General features: G+C 59.5%; 24 protein-coding genes and 1 pseudogene. 4 read left to right on the top strand and 21 right to left on the bottom strand.

The window, feature by feature from the left end:
• Positions 1-118 precede the first annotated feature (118 nt).
• From HNQ99_RS09120 to HNQ99_RS09105, 4 genes are all read left to right on the top strand, one after another.
• The gene (locus tag HNQ99_RS09120) at positions 119-742 is read left to right on the top strand and encodes a 50S ribosomal protein L25/general stress protein Ctc (RefSeq protein WP_184475344.1); all 624 of its coding nucleotides are present in this window, start codon (positions 119-121) and stop codon (positions 740-742) included.
• 35 nt (positions 743-777) lie between these two features.
• Entirely contained in the window at positions 778-1,350 is a 573-nt protein-coding gene (gene pth / locus HNQ99_RS09115) for an aminoacyl-tRNA hydrolase (RefSeq protein ID WP_184475343.1), read from the top strand.
• Positions 1,351-1,487: 137 nt separating this feature from the next.
• Positions 1,488-2,588: a redox-regulated ATPase YchF gene (gene ychF / locus HNQ99_RS09110; protein WP_184475342.1), complete on the top strand. Its 1,101-nt coding sequence runs from the start codon at positions 1,488-1,490 to the stop codon at positions 2,586-2,588.
• Positions 2,589-2,590: 2 nt separating this feature from the next.
• The gene (locus HNQ99_RS09105) at positions 2,591-3,040 is read left to right on the top strand and encodes a MaoC family dehydratase (RefSeq protein WP_184475341.1); all 450 of its coding nucleotides are present in this window, start codon (positions 2,591-2,593) and stop codon (positions 3,038-3,040) included.
• 160 nt (positions 3,041-3,200) lie between these two features.
• On the opposite strand, the gene HNQ99_RS09100 is transcribed toward HNQ99_RS09105, so the two are convergent.
• The 21 genes and pseudogenes from HNQ99_RS09100 to efp all read right to left on the bottom strand — a co-directional run bounded on the left by HNQ99_RS09100 (position 3,201) and on the right by efp (position 23,557).
• A complete protein-coding gene (locus tag HNQ99_RS09100) occupies positions 3,201-3,473 on the bottom strand; it encodes a DUF1467 family protein (protein ID WP_184475340.1) in 273 nt (90 codons plus the stop codon).
• 8 nt (positions 3,474-3,481) lie between these two features.
• Positions 3,482-5,122, bottom strand: coding sequence for a ribonuclease J (locus HNQ99_RS09095; RefSeq protein ID WP_184475339.1), 1,641 nt, complete (start codon positions 5,120-5,122; stop codon positions 3,482-3,484).
• Between the two features lies 1 nt (position 5,123).
• Positions 5,124-5,903, bottom strand: coding sequence for a type III pantothenate kinase (locus tag HNQ99_RS09090; protein WP_184475338.1), 780 nt, complete (start codon positions 5,901-5,903; stop codon positions 5,124-5,126).
• A 110-nt stretch (positions 5,904-6,013) separates the two neighbouring features.
• The gene (locus HNQ99_RS09085) at positions 6,014-6,676 is read right to left on the bottom strand and encodes a biotin--[acetyl-CoA-carboxylase] ligase (protein WP_246414857.1); all 663 of its coding nucleotides are present in this window, start codon (positions 6,674-6,676) and stop codon (positions 6,014-6,016) included.
• Between the two features lie 47 nt (positions 6,677-6,723).
• Positions 6,724-8,154: an NADH-quinone oxidoreductase subunit NuoN gene (gene nuoN / locus HNQ99_RS09080; protein WP_184475337.1), complete on the bottom strand. Its 1,431-nt coding sequence runs from the start codon at positions 8,152-8,154 to the stop codon at positions 6,724-6,726.
• On the bottom strand, positions 8,154-9,707 hold the full coding sequence (locus HNQ99_RS09075; protein WP_184475336.1) for an NADH-quinone oxidoreductase subunit M: 1,554 nt from the start codon (positions 9,705-9,707) through the stop codon (positions 8,154-8,156). Before HNQ99_RS09075 ends, nuoN begins: the two co-directional genes overlap by 1 nt.
• Before the next feature lies 1 nt (position 9,708).
• A complete protein-coding gene (gene nuoL / locus HNQ99_RS09070) occupies positions 9,709-11,739 on the bottom strand; it encodes an NADH-quinone oxidoreductase subunit L (RefSeq protein WP_184475335.1) in 2,031 nt (676 codons plus the stop codon).
• 8 nt (positions 11,740-11,747) lie between these two features.
• Positions 11,748-12,053, bottom strand: a complete 306-nt coding sequence (nuoK, locus tag HNQ99_RS09065) for an NADH-quinone oxidoreductase subunit NuoK (protein WP_184475334.1) — start codon at positions 12,051-12,053, stop codon at positions 11,748-11,750.
• Positions 12,050-12,661 (bottom strand): NADH-quinone oxidoreductase subunit J, encoded by a 612-nt coding sequence (locus HNQ99_RS09060; RefSeq protein ID WP_184475333.1) that lies wholly within the window; start codon positions 12,659-12,661, stop codon positions 12,050-12,052. The genes nuoK and HNQ99_RS09060 overlap by 4 nt, the downstream gene beginning before the upstream one ends.
• Before the next feature lie 32 nt (positions 12,662-12,693).
• On the bottom strand, positions 12,694-13,176 hold the full coding sequence (gene nuoI / locus HNQ99_RS09055; RefSeq protein WP_184475332.1) for an NADH-quinone oxidoreductase subunit NuoI: 483 nt from the start codon (positions 13,174-13,176) through the stop codon (positions 12,694-12,696).
• Positions 13,173-13,679, bottom strand: a complete 507-nt coding sequence (locus HNQ99_RS09050) for a hypothetical protein (RefSeq protein ID WP_184475331.1) — start codon at positions 13,677-13,679, stop codon at positions 13,173-13,175. Before HNQ99_RS09050 ends, nuoI begins: the two co-directional genes overlap by 4 nt.
• A 1-nt stretch (position 13,680) precedes the next feature.
• Complete coding sequence (gene nuoH, locus HNQ99_RS09045) at positions 13,681-14,724, bottom strand: NADH-quinone oxidoreductase subunit NuoH (RefSeq protein WP_184475330.1); 1,044 nt, start codon at positions 14,722-14,724, stop codon at positions 13,681-13,683.
• Positions 14,725-14,880: 156 nt separating this feature from the next.
• A complete protein-coding gene (gene nuoG / locus HNQ99_RS09040) occupies positions 14,881-16,896 on the bottom strand; it encodes an NADH-quinone oxidoreductase subunit NuoG (RefSeq protein WP_184475329.1) in 2,016 nt (671 codons plus the stop codon).
• A gap of 2 nt (positions 16,897-16,898) precedes the next feature.
• Complete coding sequence (nuoF, locus tag HNQ99_RS09035) at positions 16,899-18,212, bottom strand: NADH-quinone oxidoreductase subunit NuoF (protein ID WP_184475328.1); 1,314 nt, start codon at positions 18,210-18,212, stop codon at positions 16,899-16,901.
• A 172-nt stretch (positions 18,213-18,384) separates the two neighbouring features.
• The gene (locus HNQ99_RS09030) at positions 18,385-19,050 is read right to left on the bottom strand and encodes a complex I 24 kDa subunit family protein (RefSeq protein WP_184475327.1); all 666 of its coding nucleotides are present in this window, start codon (positions 19,048-19,050) and stop codon (positions 18,385-18,387) included.
• A 52-nt stretch (positions 19,051-19,102) separates the two neighbouring features.
• Positions 19,103-20,305 (bottom strand): NADH-quinone oxidoreductase subunit D, encoded by a 1,203-nt coding sequence (locus HNQ99_RS09025; protein WP_184475443.1) that lies wholly within the window; start codon positions 20,303-20,305, stop codon positions 19,103-19,105.
• Between the two features lie 38 nt (positions 20,306-20,343).
• Positions 20,344-20,988: pseudogene (locus HNQ99_RS09020) on the bottom strand (NADH-quinone oxidoreductase subunit C); the annotation flags it as partial.
• Between the two features lies 1 nt (position 20,989).
• Positions 20,990-21,565, bottom strand: coding sequence for a NuoB/complex I 20 kDa subunit family protein (locus HNQ99_RS09015; protein ID WP_246414825.1), 576 nt, complete (start codon positions 21,563-21,565; stop codon positions 20,990-20,992).
• On the bottom strand, positions 21,535-21,909 hold the full coding sequence (gene ndhC, locus HNQ99_RS09010; protein ID WP_184475325.1) for an NADH-quinone oxidoreductase subunit A: 375 nt from the start codon (positions 21,907-21,909) through the stop codon (positions 21,535-21,537). The genes HNQ99_RS09015 and ndhC overlap by 31 nt, the downstream gene beginning before the upstream one ends.
• Positions 21,910-22,017: 108 nt before the next feature.
• The gene (locus HNQ99_RS09005) at positions 22,018-22,833 is read right to left on the bottom strand and encodes an inositol monophosphatase family protein (protein WP_184475324.1); all 816 of its coding nucleotides are present in this window, start codon (positions 22,831-22,833) and stop codon (positions 22,018-22,020) included.
• A 160-nt stretch (positions 22,834-22,993) separates the two neighbouring features.
• A complete protein-coding gene (gene efp, locus HNQ99_RS09000; RefSeq protein WP_184475323.1) occupies positions 22,994-23,557 on the bottom strand; it encodes an elongation factor P in 564 nt (187 codons plus the stop codon).
• Positions 23,558-23,636 lie beyond the last annotated feature (79 nt).

Below are 23,636 nucleotides of genomic sequence, written 5' to 3'. Positions count from 1 at the left end.
ATCAAACTGCGTTCATTCTTGCTTTTTACCGGACAGATGCTAAAGGCCCGCATCCCGCTATGGTCATCCCTGGAGGCGTGGCGGGTCTGTTGTACATCAAGCTTTTGGAGACATGCATATGAGCGATCAGCTTACGCTGTCGGCCGAGGCGCGCGAACGGGCTGGCAAGGGAGCCTCCCGTGCCCTGCGCCGTGAAGGTCGCGTACCCGCCGTCATTTATGGCGACAATCAGGAACCGGTCATGGTTCATGTGGAAGAAAAGGCGCTGAACAAGCTGCTTGGCACCGGCCACTTCATGAACAGCGTGATCATGGTGGACGTTGGCGGCAAGGCTGCCCGTACCCTTCCCAAGGATGTCGCTTTCCACCCGGTTACGGACCGCCCCCTGCATGTCGATTTCATGCGTGTTTCCAAACATGCCAGCGTCACTGTGCAGGTTCCGGTGGTTTTCCAGAACGAGGAAGCATCTCCGGGCATCAAGCGCGGCGGCGTGTTGAACGTCGTCCGGCACGAACTGGAGCTCGTCTGCGATGCGGCAAGCATTCCTGACGATGTGGTCATCGACCTCACCGGCCGCGACGTGGGCGACAGCATTCACATCAGCGAAGTAAAGCTGCCCGCTGGCACCAAATCGGCCATCGAGGATCGCGACTTCACCATCGCGACCATCGTTGCCCCGTCGGCGCTCAAGAAGGCCGAAGGCGAAGCAGCAACTGAAGGTGAAGGCGAAGCGGAAGCCTGATCTTCCCTACCCTTCAGTCAGAGGCTGCGGGCGTCATGCAAATCTGGGTAGGCCTGGGCAATCCAGGCACTCAATATGCACTTAACCGGCATAATGTCGGCTTCATGGCCGCAGATGTTATCGCGGAAATGCATGGCTTTACGCCGCCGAAGAAGCAATTTCAGGGCTGGGTCGCCGAAGGGCGGCTTGGCCCTGAAAAAATTATACTGCTGAAACCTGCGACCTATATGAATGAAAGCGGCCGGTCGGTAGGTGCTGCCATGCGCTTCTACAAACTGGAACCCGAGGACGTCACCGTCTTTCATGACGAACTGGACCTGGCGCCTTTCAAGGTAAAGGTGAAGCGCGGCGGCGGAACTGCGGGGCATAATGGCCTGCGCTCTACCGACGCGCATATCGGCAATGCTTTTCGCCGGGTACGGATTGGCATCGGACATCCCGGAGACAAAGCGAAAGTGCACGGCCATGTGCTAGGCAACTACGCCAAGGTTGAAATGGACCCGCTGTCCGACATGCTGGGGGCTATCGCGGCCGAGGCGGAATGGCTCGCGCGCGAAGATGATGCGCGGTTCATGAACGACGTGGCGTTGCGTTTGCAAGAGGATTAGGGCCCTGTTCTTGAGCTGCGCCAGAGCACGGCCTAGCGATGCTTTGGAAGTGGGAACAGGGTTCCTTGAATTAGATGGATAAGGCCGGGATGGGTTCTCCGGCCGCTCCCCCTGATGGGGAGAGGGAGATTTGAAAAATGGGTTTTCGTTGTGGTATCGTGGGGCTTCCCAATGTCGGCAAGTCGACGCTTTTCAACGCGCTGACCGAGACGCAGGCGGCGCAGGCGGCCAATTATCCATTCTGCACGATCGAGCCCAATGTCGGGCAGGTCGCCGTCCCCGATCCGCGGCTGTATGAGATCGCCAAGATTGGCGGCAGCGCGAAGATCATAGAAACGCAACTTGCCTTTGTGGATATCGCCGGCCTGGTGCGCGGCGCATCCAAGGGCGAAGGTCTGGGCAATCAATTCCTGGCCAATATCCGGGAGGTGGATGCCATCGTCCATGTCCTGCGATGCTTCGAAGATGACGACATCACCCATGTCGAGGGCAAGATCGATCCGATAGCCGACGCGGAGACGGTCGAAACCGAATTGATGCTCGCCGACCTTGAAAGTCTGGAAAAGCGTGTTCCCAACCTGCTGAAGAAGGGGCAGCAGGGCGACAAGGAGGCAAAGGCGGGCGCTTCAGTGCTGGGGCAGGCGTTGGAGTTGCTGCGTGCAGGCAAGCCGGCCCGGCTGACGCAACCCAAGGATATTGAAGAAGAACGGCTGTTCTGGCAGGCGCAACTGCTGACATCCAAGCCCGTCCTCTATGTCTGTAACGTCGATGAGGCGAACGCCGCCGCCGGTAATGCATTCAGCGCGCGCGTGTTCGAAAAGGCGGCTGCCGAAGGCGCGAAGGCCGTTATCGTTTCAGCCGCCATCGAAGCGGAAATTGTCACCATGCCGGTAGAGGACCGCGCGGAGTTCCTGTCCGACCTTGGGCTTGCCGAGACCGGTCTGTCCCGGATCATTCGCGCGGGATATGAGTTGCTGGACCTAATCACCTTCTTCACCGTGGGGCCCAAGGAAGCGCGGGCGTGGACCGTACACAAGGGGTCCAAGGCCCCGCAGGCGGCCGGCGCCATCCACAGCGATTTCGAGCGGGGATTCATCCGGGCCGAGACCATCGCCTATGACGACTATGTCCGTCTGGGCGGCGAGGCCGGCGCGCGCGAAGCCGGAAAGCTGCGCGCCGAGGGCAAGGAATATGTGACCCAGGATGGTGACATCATGCTGTTTCGGTTTAATGTCTGACCATGCAGTATTTCGAGGATATTGAAGTCGGGTCGAAAACCAATTTCGGCAGCTACAAGGTTACCCGCGAGGAAGTGGTCGAATTTGCACGAAAATACGACCCGCAGCCATTCCATCTGTCAGACGAGGCAGCGGCGCAAACGCACTTCGGCCGGTTGTCCGCCAGCGGATGGCATACATGCGCCATGATGATGTCGATGCTGGTCAAGCATTATGAGGACGTCGATCATGCCGGACTGGGTTCGCCGGGCTTGGACGAAGTACGCTGGATCAAGCCGGTATATCCCGGCGACATCCTGCGGTGCGAAACGGAGGTGATCGAGAAGACGCCGTCCCGCAGCCGCCCCGAAATGGGCAGCTTTCGCAGCCGCATGACCGTGCTGAACCAATATGACGAACCGGTGATGAACATCATTTCCATCGGCTTGGTTCAGCGCCGACCGGCGGAGTAGACCCAGCCTCGCAGCCGTTCGTGTCGAGCGAAGTCAAGACACGGTTGGATCAAGCCCACATCCCTCAACTTCAGTCTTCGGCTGAAGTTTATCCCGAACGCCTGCCTTACGGGCGGTCGAGGGGCCCGGGAAAAGCGGTTCAACCTGAGATGATCATTCTTTAGGCTGGCGGCTCGCCGAAGAAATTCAGGTCTTGTGCCTCAATCCAGCCATTTACATAATTGGCATAGTAAAGGCCAAAAAGCACCACAGACAGTACCGTTGCCCGCAGCACCACAGCGCCCGGCCGGAAGTTGCTCGGCGCGCTGTGGGATTGGCCTGGTACTATCTTCTCGCCGCTTTCGTCGGGTGTCCTGACCCCGAAAGGCAGAACGAGAAAGGCCGACAGAACCCAAAAAAGCGAATAAATTGCTATGATGGACGTAATACGCATCGGCCGGACTATTGCGCGATCAGCAAGACGTCGACAACCGGTTTCTTTCCGGTCCACCGCGTAGCCGTACGACGGACAGCCAAGCGGATTTTCTCGCGGAGCTTTTCAAGGTCCGCAATGCCTTCTGCCACCACATCCTGTGTGGCCTCTGTTGCTTCGATTAGGAAAGCGCCCTTTTCCTCTTCAATCGGCACACCCTGCATGCGAATAGCCGGCGCACCGATAATGTCACCGTCGGCATCCATCGCGACGGCAACGCTGATCTGACCATGAACGGATATTTTACGTCGTTCATTCATGGTAGCGCCGTCGGCAGGCAAGATGACATCGCCGTCGAGAATGAGACGGCCAACCGGTTCATAACCGATGATTCCCGGCCTTCCGGGGGCAAGCCGGACGAGATTGCCATTGTTCTGAAACACTGCGTCAGCGACGCCAGCTTCAAGCCCAAGACGCGCTTGTTCCGCCATGTGGCGCAACTCGCCATGGACGGGAACGAGAATCTTCGGCCGGATCCAACCATACATGGACAACAGTTCAGGACGTCCGGGATGACCCGATACATGGACATGGGCCTGCCGGTCAGTTGTCATTTCCACGCCCTTGGCGGCAAAAGCGTTCTGAATCTTGCCAATGGCAATTTCGTTGCCTGGAATCTGTTTTGAGGAGAAGACGACCAGATCGCCCATTTCCAGCTTCAACCGGTGAGTTTCGCCCGCGATGCGTGACAGAGCTGCGCGCGGTTCGCCCTGCCCCCCTGTCGCAATGATCATAATCTTGTTCCGGGGCAGATCCATGGCTTGGTCGAAATCGACCGGAGTGGGGAAATCCTTGAGATAACCCGACGCCTTGGCGTTGGCGATGATCCGGTCAAGTGAGCGCCCGGCGACGCAGACCGCCCGCCCCGTCTCCTTTGCAATGATGCCCAGCGTTTGCAGTCGCGCGGCATTGGAGGCAAAGGTCGTCACCAACACACGCTGCTTCGCCTGCGAGATCACGTCTAGCAGACCTGCGTGAACGTCCCCTTCCGATCCGCTAGGTTCAGGGTTGAAGACGTTGGTGCTATCGCAAACAAGGGCGAGCACCCCTTCGTCACCGACCGCTGTGAGTTGTTCGGGCGTGGAGGGTACACCCAATAATGGCCGCTCATCGAGCTTCCAATCGCCCGTGTGAAAAATGCGGCCATAAGGCGTTTCTATAAGAAGTGCGTTTCCTTCCGGGATGGAATGAGCAAGCGGCATATAGCGGAAGCCAAAAGGCCCAAGCGCGAAGCTGCCTTCATTGTCGATTATATTGAGGTCGATTTCGTCAAGTAGACCTTCCTCTTCCAGCTTGCCCCGAATGAGGGCCGCGGTGAAAGGCGTGGCATAGAGCGGCACGTCCAGATCGGCCGCCAGATAGGGAATCGCTCCGATATGATCTTCATGCCCATGTGTAAGCACGATGCCGAGCAAGTCTTCGCGGCGCTGTTCGATAAAAGAAAGGTCCGGCAGAACCAATTCCACGCCTGGATAGGCCGGATCGGAAAAAGTCAGACCCAGATCGACCATGACCCATTTGCCGTGGCATCCGTAAAGATTGACGTTCATGCCAATTTCGCCCGACCCGCCCAGGGCCAGGAAAAGAAGTTCGTCGCCGGGTGTGGTCATGCTATTTCTTCAAACTCCGCTGATGCAGCAATGCCAGTCCCTGCAAAGTCAGGTCGGACGCAACCGCATCGAATATGGTGGTGTGCTGATCGAACAGAACGGCGAGGCCGCCCGTTGCAATAACGCGTACAGGCCGGCCGATTTCCGACTTAAGTCGGGCGACAAGGCCCTCCATCATGGCAACATAGCCCCAAAAGACCCCGATGTGCATCTGGTCCTCCGTATTGCGCCCAATAACCGAAGCGCTTGAGGGAGGCTCGACCGCAATGCGAGGGAGTTTGGCGGCCGCCATGACGAGAGCGTCCAGCGACAGGTTGATGCCCGGCGCGATGATCCCGCCCTTATAGGCTCCGTTGAAATCAATCACATCGAAGGTAGTGGCGGTGCCAAAATCAATGACGATGAGGTCGCCCGGAAATTGTTGATGAGCGGCGATGGCGTTAAGGACGCGATCAGCGCCGACCGATCCAGGCTCTTCCACGTCCAGCGCAATACCCCAATCAGCGGAGGCCTCGCCCGCGACCAAGGCCTCAACCTTGAAATATTTGCTCGCCAGCACCTGAAAATTGTGGAGCGCGCGCGGCACGACCGTCGCGATCATGACGTCGGTCACGTCCTGCATGACACAGCCCTCCAAAATGAGAAGCTGATTTAGCCAGACCGCATATTCATCCGCCGTGCGGCGCGGGTCGGTGGCGATGCGCCAGCGCGTGCGGATGTCCTCACCCTCTATCAGAGCGAAGACGACGTTCGTGTTTCCAGCGTCAATGGCAAGCAGCATGGAGCAAGTCCCTTTGAGTGATTTCGAGGCGGATGGGAACATCTGCCAATTCGAAAATCACGGAAAATCAACAAATGGTCTCGATCCGGAGCAACCTAAGAGGATCGAGTCTAGATCAAAAAAACGTCGCCGGCATGAATGACATGGCTGTTCCCGTTCGCCAAGCGCAGGGTCAGCGCTCCGCCATTGTCCAGGCCCGAAAACAGGCCCTCCACCATAGTACCGTCCGGCAGGTTTACCTTGAGCGCAGTACCGATGGGATGGGCATGCTTCAGCCATTGTGCACGAATGGGCGATATGCCTTGAGCGCGCCAGATGTCCAGCCATCGTGCAAAAATGTCGGTTAAGGATTCGAGCAAGTAGCCGGGATCCACATTACCCGCGCCGAATGCCGCCATGCTCGTGGCTGGCCGATCCGGAAGATCGGGGTGATGCGCAATGTTAAGGCCGATGCCGATGATAATGGCTTCGCCGCTGCGTTCCAGAAGCATGCCGCAGAGCTTGGCCTTGTCGATCAGCAAATCATTTGGCCATTTTATGATCACTTGCTCATCCGGCAGGAACAGGCTGACAGCCTCCTGAACCGCAACCGCCGCCACCAGAGCGAGGGTGCCGGCCGATGGGTCGTAGGGGCGCAGGCGAACGATGGTGGAACAATAGAAATTGTCCTTCGGACTTTCCCAATGGCGCGCCAGGCGACCCCGGCCGCCGGTCTGCTGCTCGGCGCGGAGCCAGAAGCCTTCAGGCACCCCCTGCCCCGCCAGCTGAAGCAGGTCGGCGTTGGTGGAGCCGGTTTCGGCAATGGTGCGGATATTGGCGGTCAGAACAGAGCCTGTGCCGCCGCGGCTGTTGCGCTATCGAGCATCGGGTTCAATAGATAGCCCAGCACGATGACCGCCGCGCATACAGTTATGATGCCGTTTTCGACAAGGCTGGTGCTCCGTGCATATTCGGGCGCGGGTTCATCGAAATACATCGTCTTGATGATCTTAAGATAATAAAAGGCGCCAATGACCGAGGCCGCTATGCCGATTGCCGCAAGCGCCGTGAGCCCAGCACCTACAGCCGCATCGAACACCAGGAACTTGGCCCAGAAGCCGAAAAGCGGCGGAATACCTGCCAGGCTGAACATGAAGATGGCGATAGCGGCGGCAAGGCCCTTGCGGGACTGGGAAAGCCCGGAAAGGCTGGAGATTTCCTCCACCGGATTGCCTTCAGCGTCACGCATCTGCAGGACGCATGCAAAGCTGCCCAGGGTCATCACCACATAAATGGCAAGGTAGCTGAGAACGGCTGCCACGCCTTCCTTCGTTCCGGCAGCTAGGCCGATCAGCGCAAAGCCGATATTGTTGATCGAGCTGTAGGCCAGCAGACGCTTGATATTCGTCTGGTTGATCGCCGCGACGCCACCAAGCACGATGGAAGCAAGAGCCAGGAAGATGATGATCTGCTGCCAGGCGCTGCTTCCTGGACCCATGGCCTCAATGGCCACCCGGACCGTAAGGCCGAGAGCCGCAACCTTCGGGGCGCTGGCGAAGAAGGCGGTGACAGGCGTAGGCGAGCCTTCGTAAACATCCGGCGTCCACATGTGGAAAGGCACGGCGCTGATCTTGAAGCTGAGGCCCGCCAGAACGAAGACGAGACCGAACAGTTCGCCATTCGAAATGCCGTTGCCCATGGCTGTCGAGACTCCACCAAAGGCGGTGGTGCCGGTAAAGCCATAGAGCAGCGAAATGCCATAGAGCAGAATGCCGCTGGCAAGCGCGCCAAGGACGAAATATTTGAGGCCGGCTTCGGCCGAACGCTCGTCCTTGCGCATGAAGCTGGCGAGGACATAGGAGGACAGGCTGGTAAGCTCCAGCCCGACATACAGCGTCAACAGGTCGGCCGCCGACACCATCATACCCATGCCGATCGATGAAAGCACAATCAGGATCGGGTATTCGGCGCGGAGTGTTCCGCCCTGAAGGAAGAAGCGGGGGGCAATGATGATTGATACGGCGGCTGACAGGTAGATGAGCGCCTTGGCAAAGGCCGAAAAAGCGTCCGCGCTATACAGTCCGTCAAAGGCCACGCCCTGGGGCGCCCGGATCATCCAAAGGCCCGCCGCCAGCAGTGAGAGAACCGAAAGCCAGTTGATGGCCTGCGTGGCTCGGTCACCTGCATAAGCCGCAACGATCAGAAGGATGAGGCCCGCGGCGGTCAGGATGAGTTCCGGCATCACCATCAACAGGGAGGTTGCGTCGATCATTAATGTGCCTCCCCTTCGGCGGCATGGTGGGTTTGGGGCTCGGCGGCCTTTGCTTCGCCAGGAGTAAAGTGTGCGTCGCCTGCCGGTTTTACCGGCTCCATTCGGGCAGCAATGGTGATCACGTCCTGCCGCATGGGAGCGAGGAAGGATTCGGGATACACGCCCATCCAGAGAACCACGGCCGCGATAGGCGCCAACAGCCAAAGCTCCCGTCCAGAAAGATCCGGCATGGTAGCGGCATCCTTGTTCACCTGCTCGCCATAGCAGATGCGGCGATAAAGGTAGAGCATATAGGCCGCACCCAGGATCACGCCGGTTCCGCAGATGAGAGCTACCCAACTGCTCGCTTCGTAAACGCCCACCAGAGAGAGCAGTTCGCCTACAAAGTTGCTGGTGCCGGGCAGACCGACCGACGCCATGGTGAAGAGCAGGAACAGCACGGCATAACGCGGCATGTTGATGGAAAGGCCGCCATAGCGGTTGATCTCCCGCGTATGCAGCCGGTCATAGATCACGCCGACGCAAAGGAACAGCGCGCCCGATACCAGACCGTGGCCAAGCATGACCATCATCGCGCCTTCAATACCCTGCTGATTGAAGGCAAAGAGGCCAGCGGTCACTATCGCCATGTGGGCGACCGAAGAATAGGCGATCAGCTTCTTCATATCGTTCTGCACCAGCGCGACGAGCGAGGTGTAGACCACCGCCACCATCGAAAGCGCGAACACCAGCCAGGCGAGATCCGCCGAAGCCTGAGGAAACATGGGCAGCGAGAAGCGAATAAAACCATAGCCGCCCATTTTCAGCAACACGCCCGCCAGGATGACCGAACCAGCGGTCGGCGCCTGAACGTGGGCGTCGGGCAACCATGTGTGGACCGGCCACATCGGCATTTTTACCGCAAAGCTGGCGAAAAACGCCAGCCAGAGCCAGTTTTGAGCACCGGCCGGGAAATCATATTCCAGCAGTACCGGGATCGAAGTCGTACCGGCTTCACGCACCATCCACAGCATCGCAACCAGCATCAACACCGAGCCGAGCAGCGTGTAGAGGAAGAATTTATAGCTGGCGTAAATCCGGTTCGCGCCGCCCCAGATGCCGATGATCAGGTACATTGGAATGAGGCCAGCTTCGAAGAAGATGTAAAAGAGGAAGATGTCCTGTGCGGTGAAGACGCCGATCATCAGCGTTTCCATGAACAGGAAGGCCGCCATATATTCGCCAACCCGCTTGTCGATGCTGACCCAGCTAGCACCGATGCAGATGGGCATCAGGAAAAGCGTGAGCATGATCAGCATTAGCGAAATGCCGTCAATTCCCATGGCCCAGGCGAAGCGACCGAAGATGGGAGCATATTCGGTGAACTGCCATTGCGGGGCATCTACGCCGGTGTCGAAGCTCATCCAGAGGACAATGCCTAGAACCAGGTCGATCAGCGTTGCGAGCAGGGCGACCTGCCGGGCGGCCTTTGCCTCAAGATAAAGGCAGGCGAAGGCGGCGGCCATGGGCACCGCCAGCATCAACGAAAGAATCGGGAAGTCGAGCTGGTTCATATCAGCGCACCATCGCCCAGGTTACTGCCGCTGAGAGGCCGATGAGCATCACCAGAGCATAGGTATAAAGATAGCCGGACTGCATGCGGCGCGTGACCTGGCCGCCCGCAACCACCAGCGCTGCCGCGCCATTGGGTCCGAAGCGGTCGATCGTTCCTTCATCACCACCCTTCCAGAGGAGGCGGCCGATAATGAAGGCGGGCTTTACGAAGAGAACATCGTAAATCTGATCGAAGTACCATTTGTTGAGCAGGAATTGGTACAGCACCCGGAATTGGCTGGTAAACCGTTCGGGCCAGCCAGTCGGTCGCATATAGGCCATATAAGCGATGAAGAGGCCGATCAGCATGACGGCAGCGGGGGTGAGCTTCACCCAGAGCGGCACTTCATGCATGGCGTGCATCAGGTGCGTGTCGAAGGCGATGCTGCCCTTCCAGAATTCTACTCCATGTTCGGCATCGACAAATTGGTGATGGAAGATGAAGCCCGCGAATACCGCACCCAGCGCCAGGACACCCAGAGGGATCAGCATGGACAACGGGCTTTCATGCGGATGATAACCTGCTGTGCCTGTGGGAACGGCATGATCGTCATGCTCGTGTGCGGGCGCTTCTTCCGAAGGGTCTTCATGATGACCATGAACGGCGTGCTGGATATGTTCCGAAGCGGCCCAGCGCGCCTTACCGAAAAAGGTGAGGAAGATCAAACGCCAGCTGTAGAAGCTGGTGAGGAGCGCGGCAAACGCGCCGACATAAAATGCCCCTTCTCCACTGCCAGACGCAAAGGCGGCCTCAAGAATGGCGTCTTTCGAATAGAAGCCCGCAAAGCCGAAGACATTGAGGATGCCCACGCCGGTGATTGCAAGCGTGCCTGCCATCATCGCCCAGAAGGTGAGCGGGATCTCTTTTCGCAGGGCACCATAATAGCGCATGTCCTGCTCATGGTGCATGGCATGGATGACGGAGCCCGCACCAAGGAACAGCAGCGCCTTGAAGAAGGCGTGCGTGAAAAGGTGGAACATCGCAGCGCCATAAGCGCCCACGCCCGCAGCAAAGAACATGTAGCCCAGCTGCGAACATGTCGAATAGGCGATGACCCGCTTGATGTCGTTCTGGCAGGTGCCGACCGTGGCGGCGAACAGGCAGGTGGCGGCGCCGATGAAGGTAACGAACCCAAGCGCTACATCGCTGGTTTCGAACATCGGTGAAAGGCGGCACACCATGAACACGCCCGCGGTCACCATCGTGGCGGCGTGGATAAGCGCGGACACAGGGGTCGGGCCTTCCATCGCGTCCGGCAACCAGGTGTGGAGGCCAAGCTGCGCCGACTTGCCCATCGCGCCGATGAACAGCAGCAGGCAAAGGATCGTCATCGTGTCCCAGCTGGTGCCAAGGAAGCTGATCGTTGACCCTGCCATCGCGGGTGCGGCCTCCAGGATTTCAGGGATGGAAACCGAACCGAAAACCAGGAAGGTGCCGAAAATGCCAAGCATGAAGCCAAGATCGCCAACGCGGTTGACGACAAATGCCTTGATCGCGGCCGCATTGGCACTTGGCTTCTTGAACCAGAAACCGATCAGCAGATACGAGGCAAGGCCGACGCCTTCCCATCCAAAGAACATCTGGATGAGATTGTCCGCCGTCACCAGCATCAGCATGGCGAAGGTGAATAGCGACAGATAGGCGAAGAAGCGCGGCTGATCCGGGTCCTCTTCCATATAGCCCCAGCTATAAAGGTGGACGAGCGCGGACACCGTAGTGACCACGACCAGCATGACGGCGGTCAGCGTATCGACGCGCAGCGCCCAATCGACGTTGAGGTTGCCGGAGCGCAGGAAGGTGAGCACCGGCTGCACATAGGCTTCCGCTTCACCGCCTAGAAAAGCAAGGAAGATCGGCCAGCTCAATGCGCAGGAGATGAACAGCCCGGCAGTGGTGATGATCTTGGCGGGCAGAGCGCCAATAGCCTTGTTACCCAGCCCCGCAATCGCAGCCGCCAACAAAGGGAGAAAGACAATAAGCTGGATATTCATGACAAAGCTCAGCCCTTCATCCGGTTGACATCGTCGACGGCGATGGTGCCGCGGCCACGGAAATAGATGACCAGGATCGCGAGCCCAATGGCCGCCTCGCCCGCCGCGACGGTGAGGACGAACATGGAGAAGACCTGACCCACCAGATCACCCAGATAGGCGCTGAACGCGACGAAATTGATGTTCACCGCGAGCAGGATCAGCTCGATCGCCATCAGGATGATGATGACGTTCTTGCGATTGATGAAAATGCCCAGAACGCCAAGCACGAACAGGATCGCGCTGACCACCAGATAATGCTGGATACCGATCACAGCTCCACCCCCTGCCCAACCGGCTGATTGACGGTGCGGATGGCCTCTTCCGGCCGCCGACGGTTCTGCTTGCTGACATTCTGCGCCCGTACGCCACCACGCGCGCGGTGGGTGAGGACAATCGCGCCGATCATCGCGACCAGCAGGATGATGCCGGCTGCTTCGAAGAGGAAGATGTAGCGGGTATAGAGCAGTTCGCCGATGGCCTCGATATTCGGCTTGGCCGCAGCGACCGGAGCAACACGCTGGCCCAACTCGACCTTACCCGCTTTCCACGCACCGATGCCTAAGACGATTTCCGCCGCCAGAACCGTCGCGATCATCGCGCCGAAGGGCAGATATTCCACGAAACCGGCGCGCAACTCCGCAAAGTCGATGTCGAGCATCATGACAACGAACAGGAACAGCACCGCGACCGCGCCCACATAGACAATGACCAGCAGCATGGCGATGAACTCTGCCTGCAACAGCACCATCAGGCCCGCCGCATTGAAGAAGGCCATGATCAGCCAGAGCACGCTGTGCACCGGATTGCGCGCGAATATCGTCAGCGCGCCGCTGGCGATGACCAGCGCGGCGAACAGATAAAAGGCCAGGACGTGAATCACTTTTGGTCTTCCCCCTTCAGGTGGGCCTGCGCTTAACGGTAGGGCGCGTCTGCGGCAAGGTTCGCGGCAATCGCCCGCTCCCACCGGTCGCCATTTTCAAGGAGCTTGGCCTTGTCGTAGATCAGCTCTTCCCGTGTTTCGGTCGAAAATTCGAAATTCGGGCCTTCGACGACGGCATCCACGGGGCAAGCCTCCTGGCAAAAACCGCAATAGATGCACTTGGTCATGTCGATATCGTATCGCGTCGTGCGGCGGGAGCCGTCGGCGCGCGGTTCGGCCTCGATGGTGATCGCCTGCGCCGGACAGATCGCCTCGCACAGCTTGCACGCGATGCAGCGTTCCTCGCCATTGGGATAGCGGCGCAGCGCATGCTCGCCCCGGAAACGCGGCGAAATCGGGTTCTTCTCGAACGGGTAGTTGATCGTGGCCTTTGGCTTGAAGAAATATTTCAAGGTCAGCCAATGGGCCTTCACGAACTCCCAGAGGGTGAAGGATTTGATGTAGTGGGCGATCATTTTTGCGCACCATTCGTGAAAGCGGAAAACGTTACGTCGAGCGTTACCTCGCAGAGACCGCGATAAGTCCTAACTGGGGTGATCTTCCCGTCCTGCGAGCTGCTATCGTCCTTGGGATCAAAATGACTTATGTCAGCAAGAAAGAGCTTGCCATCATTAGATCGACTAAAGATGCTCAACAAAGCGGATGGAATGCCGCCTTTTCTGTCAGGTTCAAAGTAATTCACAGTGAACTTTTCGGGCCATTCGTCCGACACCCAAAATGTCATCCGGTTGCCTTGGGTCATACCACCGCGAACAAAAAGTTTGCTCGCGTCGACAATTTGCGGCGTTTTAGCATTGGTCTTACCCATCTGCCCATACCACAATGTCAGCTTTTCTGCACTCGCCAAGCCAATTTGAAAGCTGCAATTGAAGCCCTGGTCAGCCTTTTCCAGCACCGCAGCGGCAACGGGCTGGGGTATGAGCGCCAGCATCAAGATTATAAGCGCGCGACGATCCATTTTAGCCCCCATACCTCGTCAGCATGAGGAAGCCTGAGACCAGGAACACCCAGAAGAGCGACAGCGGCAGGAAGATTTTCCAGCCAAGGCGCATGAGCTGGTCATAGCGGTAGCGGGGCACGGTCGCCTTCACCCAGGAGAAGACGAAGAAGAAGAACAGGATCTTGGCGAAGAGCCAGATGATGCCCGGAACGGCATAAAGCGGCGCCCAGTCGAAGGGCGGCAGATATCCGCCCCAGAACAGGATGGCGTTCAATGCGCACATCAGGATCACGTTTGCATATTCGCCGAGCCAATAGAGCGCGAAGGCCATGGAGCTGTATTCGGTCTGATAGCCCGCGACCAGTTCGCTTTCCGCTTCGGTCAGGTCGAAGGGCGCGCGCGCGGTTTCGGCCATGGCGGAGATCAGGAACACTACCGCCATCGGGAAGAGCAGGGGGTTGAAGCCGTTGCCGTTGATGAAACCGTACAGCCCCTTCTGGCTTTCAACGATCGTCGAAAGATTGAACGACCCCGCCCAGAGAACGACCGAGATGAGCACGAAACCGATGGAGACTTCGTAGCTGATCATCTGCGCGGAGGCGCGCATCGCCGAATAGAAGGGATATTTGGAGTTGGACGCCCAGCCCGCGATGACGACGCCGTAAACGCCCAGCGAACTGATCGCGAGGATGTAGAGCAGGCCCACATTGATGTCGGCTAGCACCACGCCCACGTCGAACGGCACCACCGCCCAGGCCATCAATGCGACGGTGAAGGTGATGATCGGCGCGATCAGGAACAGACCACGATTGGCCGCTGACGGAATAATGGTTTCCTGGAGGAAGACCTTCAGCCCGTCCGCGAAGCTTTGCAGCAGGCCGAAGGGACCAACCACATTGGGCCCGCGCCGCAGCGCCATCGCCGCCCAGATCTTGCGGTCGGCATAGATGATCATCGCGACCGCCAGCATCAGCGGCAGGGCGATGAGCAGGATGCCGGCGATGGTGGCGATCAGCCACGCGCCTTCGAACGGCAGGCCGAGGGATTGGAAGAAAGCGGTCATATCAAATCCTCCCCGCTTGTGGGGAGGTGGCGGCCGCGCAGCGGCTGACGGAGGGGGTTATCCTCCGGATGCAGCCTTGCGTCAGGGCACGAGCCCCCTCCACCGCACTCCGTGCGGTCCCCCTCCCCCTTCCGGGGAGGATTGCGTAGGTCCCCATCACTCCGCCGCCTCCGCAAATTCTTCGCCATGCAGCAGCTCAGCCGAGCAGCGCTGCATGGTCGGGCTGGCGCGGCAGATGCTGTTGGTCAGGTAAAAGTCCTTGATCGGGTAGGCGAACTCGCCCTCGGGCTTGAGGGACAGCTTGGGCGGCGCCCATTCATAAGTGGCAAGCCCTTCGACTCCCAGCGCGGGAACCGCCTCGACCATCTTCGCGCGCAGCTGCTCGAAGCTGTCGAAAGGCAGCGTGCGGCCCAGCTTTTCCGAAAGCGCGCGCAGGATCGTCCAGTCCTCGCGCGCGTCGCCGGGGGCGAACACCGCCTTGTCGCCGCGCTGGACCCGGCCTTCCAGATTGACGTACGTGCCGGCTTTTTCAGTATAGGCCGCACCGGGCAGGACGACATCGGCCGCATGTGCGCCCTTATCCCCATGATGGCCGATATGGACCTTGAAACTTTCGGGGAACGCCGAATAATCGGCCTCGTCTGCACCGAGCGAAAATAGCAGCTTGGGCTTGGCCGCCGCCATCGCCTTTATCCCGCCGTCCATCGCATAGCCGAGCATCAGCCCGCCCATGCGTGCGGCGACGAAATGCAGGACATTGAAGCCGTTCCAGCCATCCTTGATCAAGCCGAGCATGTCGGCCAGCGCGAGAGCCGCACCGTGCACGCCATCCTTGGCCAGCGTGCCGCCGCCCAGGATCATCGCGGGGCGCTGCGCATTTTTCAACGCATCAGCCACCGCCTTGGGCAATTTCGTGAGCAGGCCAGCGTCGTTGCCCAGCCATTCGACTGGGTAAGTAAGGTCGGTTTCGGGCCCGATGGCATAGACCTTCGCCCCGCCCTTGCGGATCGCCTTGCGGACGCGGGTGTTGACCAGCGGCGCTTCCCAACGGAGGTTGGTGCCGACGAGCAGGATGACGTCCGCCGTTTCGATGCCCGCGATGGTCGTGTTGAAATTGACCGCGGCAAGGTTCGACACGTCATAGGCAAGGCCGGTTTGACGCCCTTCGAACATCGTGCCGCCGCAGCCCTTCACCAGTTCACGCGCGGCGAACATGGTTTCGCAGTCGAGCAGGTCCCCGGCTACGGCCGCCACACTGTTCCCGGCATTTTTGGCGGCTTTGGCAATAGCGGTGAACGCGTCGTCCCAGGTGGCTTCGACCAGCTTCCCGCCCTTGCGGACATAAGGCCTGTCAAGGCGGCGGCGGACGAGGCCATCAACAGCGTGGCGCGTCTTGTCCGACGCCCATTCCTCGTTCACATCCTCGTTGATGCGTGGCAGCGCGCGGAGCACCTGACGGCCCCGGCTGTCGATGCGGATATTGGTGCCGACCGCGTCCATCACGTCGATGGCGAGTGTTTTCTTCAGTTCCCAGGGCCGCGCCTCGAAGGCATAGGGCTTGCTGGTCAGCGCGCCAACCGGGCAAAGATCGACGACATTGCCGGACAGCTCGCTGGTCAGCGCATGTTCCAGATAACTGGTGATCTGCATATTCTCGCCGCGATAAAGCGCGCCGATTTCCTCAACGCCAGCCACTTCCTCGGCAAAGCGGACGCAGCGGGTGCACTGGATACAACGGGTCATGATCGTCTTGACAATCGGACCCATATATTTGTCGGTGACGGCCCGCTTGTTCTCGTCATAGCGGCTATAGCCCTTGCCATAGGCCACCGCCTGATCCTGCAAGTCGCATTCGCCGCCCTGATCGCAGATCGGACAGTCGAGCGGGTGGTTGATGAGCAGGAACTCCATCACCCCTTCGCGCGCCTTTTTCACCATCGGGCTGTCGGTGCGGATTTCCTGCCCCTCCGCGGCGGGCAGCGCGCAAGACGCCTGCGGTTTGGGCGGTCCGGGCTTCACCTCGACCAGGCACATGCGGCAATTGCCCGCGATGCTGAGGCGCTCATGATAGCAGAAGCGCGGAATTTCCTTCCCCGCCAGTTCGCATGCCTGAAGCACGGTTGCGCCCGCGGGGACTTCGATCTCTACGCCGTCGACGGTTAGTTTAGGCATGATTACTCCGCAGCCTCCATCATCGGGGCGCTGCCCTTGTTCTCGGTGATGCGCCGCTCGATTTCCGGGCGGAAATGGCGGATGAGGCCCTGGATCGGCCAGGCGGCGGCGTCGCCCAGGGCGCAGATGGTGTGGCCTTCGACCTGCTTGGTGACTTCGTAGAGTGTGTCGATCTCGCTGATGTCGGCCTCGCCGGTGCGCAGGCGCTCCATGACGCGCCACATCCAGCCCGTGCCCTCGCGGCAGGGGGTGCATTGGCCGCAGCTTTCATGCTTGTAGAAATAGCTGAGGCGCGAAATGGCGCGGACGATGTCGGTGGACTTGTCCATGACGATGACGGCGGCGGTGCCAAGACCGGAGCCCAGCTCCTTGAGGCCATCGAAGTCCATCGGCGCGTCCATGATCTGCTTGGCCGGAACCAGCGGGACCGAGGAGCCGCCGGGAATGACCGCGAGCAGATTGTCCCAGCCGCCGCGAATGCCGCCCGCATGGCGGTCGATCAACTCGCGGAAGGAAATGCTCATGGTCTCTTCGACGACGCAGGGCTTCACCACATGCCCGCTGATCTGGAAGAGCTTGGTGCCCTTGTTATTCTCCCGCCCGAAGCTTGAGAACCAGGCCGCGCCGCGCCGCAATATGGTGGGTGCGACCGCGATACTTTCGACATTGTTGACCGTGGTGGGGCAGCCATAAAGGCCCGCGCCCGCCGGGAACGGGGGCTTCAGGCGCGGTTGGCCCTTCTTGCCCTCCAGGCTTTCGATCTGCGCGGTTTCCTCGCCGCAGATATAGGCGCCCGCGCCCCTGTGGACGAAGACATCGAAATCATAGCCCGAACCGCAGGCGTTCTTGCCGATGAAACCCTTCGTATAGGCTTCCTTGACGGCAGCAAAAAGGGTTTCGGCCTCACGAATGAACTCACCGCGAATGTAGATGTACGCGGCGCGCGCGCGCATCGCATAGCCCGCGACCAGCGCGCCTTCGATCAGCTTATGCGGATCGTGGCGGATGATTTCGCGGTCCTTGCAGCTGCCGGGCTCGGATTCGTCAGCGTTGATAACAAGGAAGCTTGGGCGGCCGTCCTTGCTTTCCTTCGGCATGAACGACCATTTAAGGCCGGTCGGGAAGCCCGCCCCGCCCCGACCGCGCAGGCCGGACGCCTTCATGATCTCAATGATCTCTTCGGGCGTGTTTTCAAGCAGCTTCTTCGTATTGTCCCAATCGCCCCGCTTCATGGCGGCGTCGATATTCCATGGCTGGAAGCCATAGACGTTGGTGAAGATGCGGTCCTTGTCGGAAAGGGGTGCGATGGTGGTCATCCCTGAACTCCCAGCCCCTCTCCCTTCAGGGAGAGGGATACGAGGCCTTGCGGGCTGTGCCCGCCAGGCGAAGTTGGGTGAGGGTGTGCGAGGTTGAGGAAAAAGCCGAGGCGTTGAGCCCCCTCACCCCGACCCTCTCCCCGCAGGGGAGAGGGAGTCACGTCGAACGCCATCACCACTCCCCCCGGTAATCATGATTCCCGCCGACCATCTCTTTCAGGCTCGTCGGCCCGCCCTCGGGACAACTCGTCTGCCGCTCGATCTGGGGACCAGCCTTTGGGCTCTCGCCCTTCGCCAGCGCCTCCAGAACAGCGTTCATGCTGTCATAGGTCAGGTCTTCGAAATTATCGTCGTTGATCTGCACCATCGGCGCGTTGGCGCAGGCCCCGAGGCATTCGACTTCGGTGAGGGTGAAAAGGCCATCGGGCGTGGTCTTGCCCTTCACCAACCCCTTGTTCTTGCAGGCCGCAAACACATCGTCCGAACCGCGCAGCATGCAGGGCGTGGTGCCGCAGACCTGCACATGATAGCGGCCGACGGGCGCAAGATTGTACATGGTGTAGAAGCTCGCGACCTCCAGCACCCGGATATAGGCCATGCCGAGTTCGCGGCCGATAAATTCCATCACCGGAATGGGCAGCCAGCCTTGTGTGTGCGTCTCGACGCCCACCTGCCGTTGGGCCAGGTCGAGCAGCGGCATCACCGCCGACTGCTGCCGTCCCGCAGGATAGCGAGCGATGATGTCCTTCACCTTTTCGGCATTTTCCGCCGTCCAGGCGAAATTGCCCCAGCGGGCGCGGACTTCGGCTTCGTCGGGAATTTGGGGTGCGTCAGCCATTATGCCTCCCGTGCTCCTGCGAAGGCAGGCGCCCAGATTTTGAGGATTATTCTCACCGGTCACACTCCCCGAACACTACGTCAATCGCGCCCAATATAGCGGTCGCGTCGGCGAGCATGTGGCCCTTGGTCATAAAGTCCATAGCCTGAAGATGGGAAAAGGCGGTCGGGCGGATTTTGCAGCGATAGGGCTTGTTGGAACCGTCGCTGACCAGATAGACGCCAAATTCACCCTTGGGGCTTTCGGTGGCGACATAGACTTCGCCGGCCGGAACGTGAAAGCCCTCGGTATAGAGCTTGAAATGGTGGATAAGCGCTTCCATCGAATGCTTCATCTCGCCGCGCCGGGGCGGGACCACCTTGCGGTCGAGCGATGCGATGGGGCCTTCGGGCATTTGCTGAAGGCACTGCTTCATGATCTTCGCGGACTGGCGCACTTCTTCGACCCGGACCATGAAGCGGTCGTAGCAATCGCCGTTGGTGCCGACGGGAATTTCGAAGTCCATGCGATCATAGATGTCATAGGGCTGCGACTTGCGCAGGTCCCAGGGAATGCCGGAGCCTCGGATCATTGGGCCGGAAAAGCCCCATTTGACGGCGTCTTCCTTGTTCACCACAGCGATGTCGACATTGCGCTGCTTGAAGATGCGGTTGTCGACCACCAGGCTCATCGCATCCTCGAACAGGCGCGGCAGGCGGGTGTCGAGCCAATCGGCGATGTCGGTGAGGAGCTTCAGCGGCACGTCCTGATGGACGCCGCCCGGCCGGTAATAGGCCGCGTGCATACGCGCGCCCGAAGCGCGCTCGAAGAAGTTGAGGCAATCCTCACGGATTTCGAACAGCCAGAGGTTGGGCGTCATCGCGCCTACGTCCATGACATGCGAGCCGAGGTTGAGCATGTGGTTGCAGATGCGGGTCAGTTCCGCGAAAAACACGCGCAGATATTGGGCGCGCAGCGGCACTTCCAAGCCCAGCAGCTTTTCGATGGCCAGCACATAGCTGTGCTCCATGGCGAGCGGCGAGCAATAGTCGAGGCGGTCAAAATAGGGCAGCGCCTGAAGATAGGTCTTATACTCGATCAGCTTCTCGGTGCCGCGATGGAGCAGGCCGATATGCGGATCGACACGTTCGACGATCTCACCGTCCAGTTCCATCACAAGGCGCAAAACGCCATGGGCGGCCGGATGCTGAGGTCCAAAATTGATAGTGTAATTCTGGATCTGGGTTTCGTCGGCAGTTGCGGGATCGCCCTGCATGAGATCTTCGGTTGCGGAGGTCATTTCTTCTCCCCATCTGCCTTGACGGGCGATGGCGCGCCTGGGGCTTCCGGCTTGGCCTTTTCATCGCCGGGCAGCACGTAGGCCGCGCCCTCCCAAGGGCTCATGAAGTCGAAAGTCCGAAAATCCTGGGCCAGCTTGACGGGCTCATAGACAACCCGCTTGGCTTCCTCGGAATAGCGCATTTCGACATAGCCAGTGAGCGGGAAGTCCTTGCGCTGGGGATGGCCCTTGAAGCCATAGTCGGTGAGGATACGGCGCAGGTCCGGATTGCCGGAGAAAATGACACCGTACATGTCGTAGACTTCGCGCTCCAGCCAGCCCGCGACCGGCCAGACATCCGTGATGCTGGGCACCGGTTGTTCCTCGTCGGTCGTGACCTTGACGCGGATGCGATGGTTTTTCGTGAGGCTGAGGAGATGGTAGCAAACCTCGAACCGCTCCGGACGATCCGGATAGTCGACGCCGGCGATTTCCATGAGCTGCTGATAAGCAAGATCGTCGCGCAGCTTGGTCACACTGGCGGGAAGCGCATCACGCGCCACAGTGACGCTGATTTCGCCTACCGCTTCCACCAGATCGACTATGGCATTGCCAAGCGCAGCGCGGATCGCATCAGCTACGCCTTCATTGCTGGCATATTTGGGTGCGGGATGGTTCATATCAGCGTTCAATCGTCCCGATGCGGCGGATTTTGCGCTGGAGTTGCATCACGCCATAGAGCAGCGCTTCGGCGGTCGGTGGGCAGCCCGGGACGTAAATGTCCACCGGCACGATCCGGTCGCATCCGCGAACGACGCTGTAGCTGTAATGGTAATAGCCGCCGCCATTGGCGCAACTGCCCATGGAGATGACATATTTGGGCTCCGACATCTGATCATAGACCTTGCGGAGTGCAGGCGCCATCTTGTTGCAGAGGGTGCCGGCGACGATCATCACGTCCGACTGACGCGGTGATGCGCGGGGAGCGGCACCGAAGCGCTCCATGTCATAGCGCGGCATGTTGACGTGGATCATCTCCACGGCGCAACAGGCAAGGCCGAAGGTCATCCACCAGAGCGAGCCGGTGCGCGCCCATTGGAACAATTCCTCGGTCGAGGTGACGAGAAAGCCCTTGTCCGTTACTTCGGACGAAAGGCCATCGAAAAACGCCCGGTCGGGCGGCGTTCCTTCAGGCGGAAATTGCCCTTCGGTGCGCGGATCAAGTATTACTCCCAATCGAGCGCTCCCTTCTTCCATGCATAAATGAGGCCGAACACCAGTTCGAGAATGAAGACCATCATCGTCGCCCAGCCCGCCCAGCCGATTTCATCCAGGCTGACCGCCCAGGGGAACAGAAACGCCGCCTCCAGATCGAACACGATGAAAAGAATGGCGATCAGGTAGAAACGCACGTCGAACTGGCTGCGGGGATCTTCAAATGCGGGGAAACCGCATTCATATTCCGACAGCTTGTCAGCGTTCGGCTTGTGCGCACCCGTCAGGCGAGACACCGCCATCGGCAGAAACACGAACGCACTCGAAAGCGCCAATGCCACGCCGAGAAACAGCAGGATCGGTAGATACTGGGACAGGTCGACCAAATGGACTCTCGCTAAGCTGCTCGTCTTGAGGCCGGCTTTTAGGCAGATGTACGGTTAGGGGCAAGCCTGCCGCAGCGCAAAATACGTAATATCGCCTACGATTTCGTCCTAGCGCAGGGACTGCGCCACCAGCTTGTGCAATTTGCTGTGGATTACGTCGTTTCCGGCAAGGAATTCCCGGCGTTGCATGAACTGGTCCCCGCCCCGGAAATCGGTCACGAAACCGCCTGCTTCCCGTATCAGCAGGATACCCGCCGAGACGTCCCAGGGTGCAAGATCGCTTTCCCAAAAACCATCATAGCGTCCCGCTGCGACATGGGCCAAATCGAGCGCCGCAGAACCAAAGCGACGGATACCGGCGACGTTGGGCGCAACGGCCCCGAAAATCCGCGTCCATTGAGCGAAATCGCCATGGCCGAAAAAGGGAATGCCGGTCGCGATCAGAGCCTCACCCAGGTCGCGGCGAGCCGATACGCGCAGACGGCGGTCATGCAACCAGGCGCCACGATTCTTTTCCGCCCAATAGCTTTCATCTGTCAGCGGTTGATAGACGAGACCTGTCGTCACCTCGCCCCAGCCTCCACCGAGCTTGGGTTCCTGCACCGCGATGGAGATGGCGAAATGCGGGATGCCGTGGAGAAAATTGCTGGTGCCGTCGAGCGGATCAATGACCCAGCGCGGCTTAGTGGGATCGCCTTCGATCTCACCGGCTTCCTCCAGAAGAAAGCCCCAATCAGGACGCGCTTTCAGCAATTCGTCATAAAGAGTCCGTTCGGCCCGCTGGTCGGCCATGGAGACAAAGTCCGCCGGCCCCTTTCGCGACACCTGAAGCTGCTCTACCTCGCCGAAATCGCGGCGCAGGCGCGGCGCCGCCTTCCGAGCGGCGCGTTCCATGACGGTAATGAGACCTGAATGGGATACCATGATTGTCTCCGCCCCTCCTTTTCAGGGGGAGGGGGTGGGGTGGGTGCGATTACGCTAGCAATCGCTGGAGCCAGTTTGCCGAGAAGTAGCCGGAGCTTACGACATTTGTCGCCCGCACCCACCCCTCGATCCCCTCCCCTTGAAGGAGGGGGTAAGCAAATCAGTCAGCCCGCTTCACATATTCGCGTTCATACACGTCAACCACGATCCGAGTTCCCGTGGTGATATGTGGCGGAACCATGACGCGGACGCCATTGTCCAGGATGGCGGGCTTGTAGGAGGCAGAGGCGGTCTGCCCCTTCACTACCGCGTCCGCCTCAACCACTGTGGCTTCCACCTGTTCAGGCAACTGCACGGAGATCGGGCGTTCCTCATACATTTCGAGAACCACGTCCATCCCATCCTGCAAGAACGCGGCCGCATCACCGATCAGGTCCTGCGGCAGGTTGATCTGGTCGTAGGTTTCCTTGTCCATGAAGACGAGCATGTCGCCCTCGGCATAGAGATACTGAAAATCCTTGGTGTCGAGACGGATGCGCTCAACCGTTTCGGCGGAACGGAAGCGGACATTGTTCTTGCGGCCATCGATGAGATTCTTCAGCTCTACCTGCATGTAGGCGCCGCCCTTGCCCGGCTGAGTGTGCTGAATCTTCACAGCGCGCCACAAGCCGCCTTCATATTCGATATTATTGCCAGGACGAATGTCCACGCCGCTGATCTTCATCGCGCTTCTCGCTTTTTCAAGGATGTTAAAGAGCCGTTGGGCGGCCCTCTATCCTGTGCGGCTTCGGGTGGCAAGGGGG

The sequence above is a fragment of the Rhizorhapis suberifaciens genome (assembly GCF_014200045.1).
GTDB classification, from domain to species: domain Bacteria; phylum Pseudomonadota; class Alphaproteobacteria; order Sphingomonadales; family Sphingomonadaceae; genus Rhizorhapis; species Rhizorhapis suberifaciens.
The sequence above is the reverse complement of the archived record's forward strand: the minus strand, read 5'-3'. Positions and strand labels throughout refer to the sequence as shown.

Excerpts from the sequence above, each read along its gene's own strand:
- HNQ99_RS09090 (WP_184475338.1), bottom strand. The coding sequence starts at position 5,903 with ATGCTGCTTGCCATTGACGCTGGAAACACGAACGTCGTCTTCGCTCTG.
- nuoL (WP_184475335.1), bottom strand. The coding sequence starts at position 11,739 with ATGAATATCCAGCTTATTGTCTTTCTCCCTTTGTTGGCGGCTGCGATT.
- nuoI (WP_184475332.1), bottom strand. The coding sequence starts at position 13,176 with ATGATCGCCCACTACATCAAATCCTTCACCCTCTGGGAGTTCGTGAAG.
- HNQ99_RS09005 (WP_184475324.1), bottom strand. The coding sequence starts at position 22,833 with ATGGTATCCCATTCAGGTCTCATTACCGTCATGGAACGCGCCGCTCGG.
- HNQ99_RS09015 (WP_246414825.1), bottom strand. The coding sequence starts at position 21,565 with ATGGAAGAAGGGAGCGCTCGATTGGGAGTAATACTTGATCCGCGCACC.
- HNQ99_RS09025 (WP_184475443.1), bottom strand. The coding sequence starts at position 20,305 with ATGCAGGGCGATCCCGCAACTGCCGACGAAACCCAGATCCAGAATTAC.
- nuoN (WP_184475337.1), bottom strand. The coding sequence starts at position 8,154 with ATGATCGACGCAACCTCCCTGTTGATGGTGATGCCGGAACTCATCCTG.
- HNQ99_RS09030 (WP_184475327.1), bottom strand. The coding sequence starts at position 19,050 with ATGGCTGACGCACCCCAAATTCCCGACGAAGCCGAAGTCCGCGCCCGC.
- HNQ99_RS09105 (WP_184475341.1), top strand. The coding sequence starts at position 2,591 with ATGCAGTATTTCGAGGATATTGAAGTCGGGTCGAAAACCAATTTCGGC.
- pth (WP_184475343.1), top strand. The coding sequence starts at position 778 with ATGCAAATCTGGGTAGGCCTGGGCAATCCAGGCACTCAATATGCACTT.
- HNQ99_RS09120 (WP_184475344.1), top strand. The coding sequence starts at position 119 with ATGAGCGATCAGCTTACGCTGTCGGCCGAGGCGCGCGAACGGGCTGGC.
- efp (WP_184475323.1), bottom strand. The coding sequence starts at position 23,557 with ATGAAGATCAGCGGCGTGGACATTCGTCCTGGCAATAATATCGAATAT.
- ychF (WP_184475342.1), top strand. The coding sequence starts at position 1,488 with ATGGGTTTTCGTTGTGGTATCGTGGGGCTTCCCAATGTCGGCAAGTCG.
- nuoF (WP_184475328.1), bottom strand. The coding sequence starts at position 18,212 with ATGACCACCATCGCACCCCTTTCCGACAAGGACCGCATCTTCACCAAC.
- HNQ99_RS09075 (WP_184475336.1), bottom strand. The coding sequence starts at position 9,707 with ATGAACCAGCTCGACTTCCCGATTCTTTCGTTGATGCTGGCGGTGCCC.
- HNQ99_RS09095 (WP_184475339.1), bottom strand. The coding sequence starts at position 5,122 with ATGACCACACCCGGCGACGAACTTCTTTTCCTGGCCCTGGGCGGGTCG.
- nuoH (WP_184475330.1), bottom strand. The coding sequence starts at position 14,724 with ATGACCGCTTTCTTCCAATCCCTCGGCCTGCCGTTCGAAGGCGCGTGG.
- nuoG (WP_184475329.1), bottom strand. The coding sequence starts at position 16,896 with ATGCCTAAACTAACCGTCGACGGCGTAGAGATCGAAGTCCCCGCGGGC.
- HNQ99_RS09050 (WP_184475331.1), bottom strand. The coding sequence starts at position 13,679 with ATGGATCGTCGCGCGCTTATAATCTTGATGCTGGCGCTCATACCCCAG.
- HNQ99_RS09100 (WP_184475340.1), bottom strand. The coding sequence starts at position 3,473 with ATGCGTATTACGTCCATCATAGCAATTTATTCGCTTTTTTGGGTTCTG.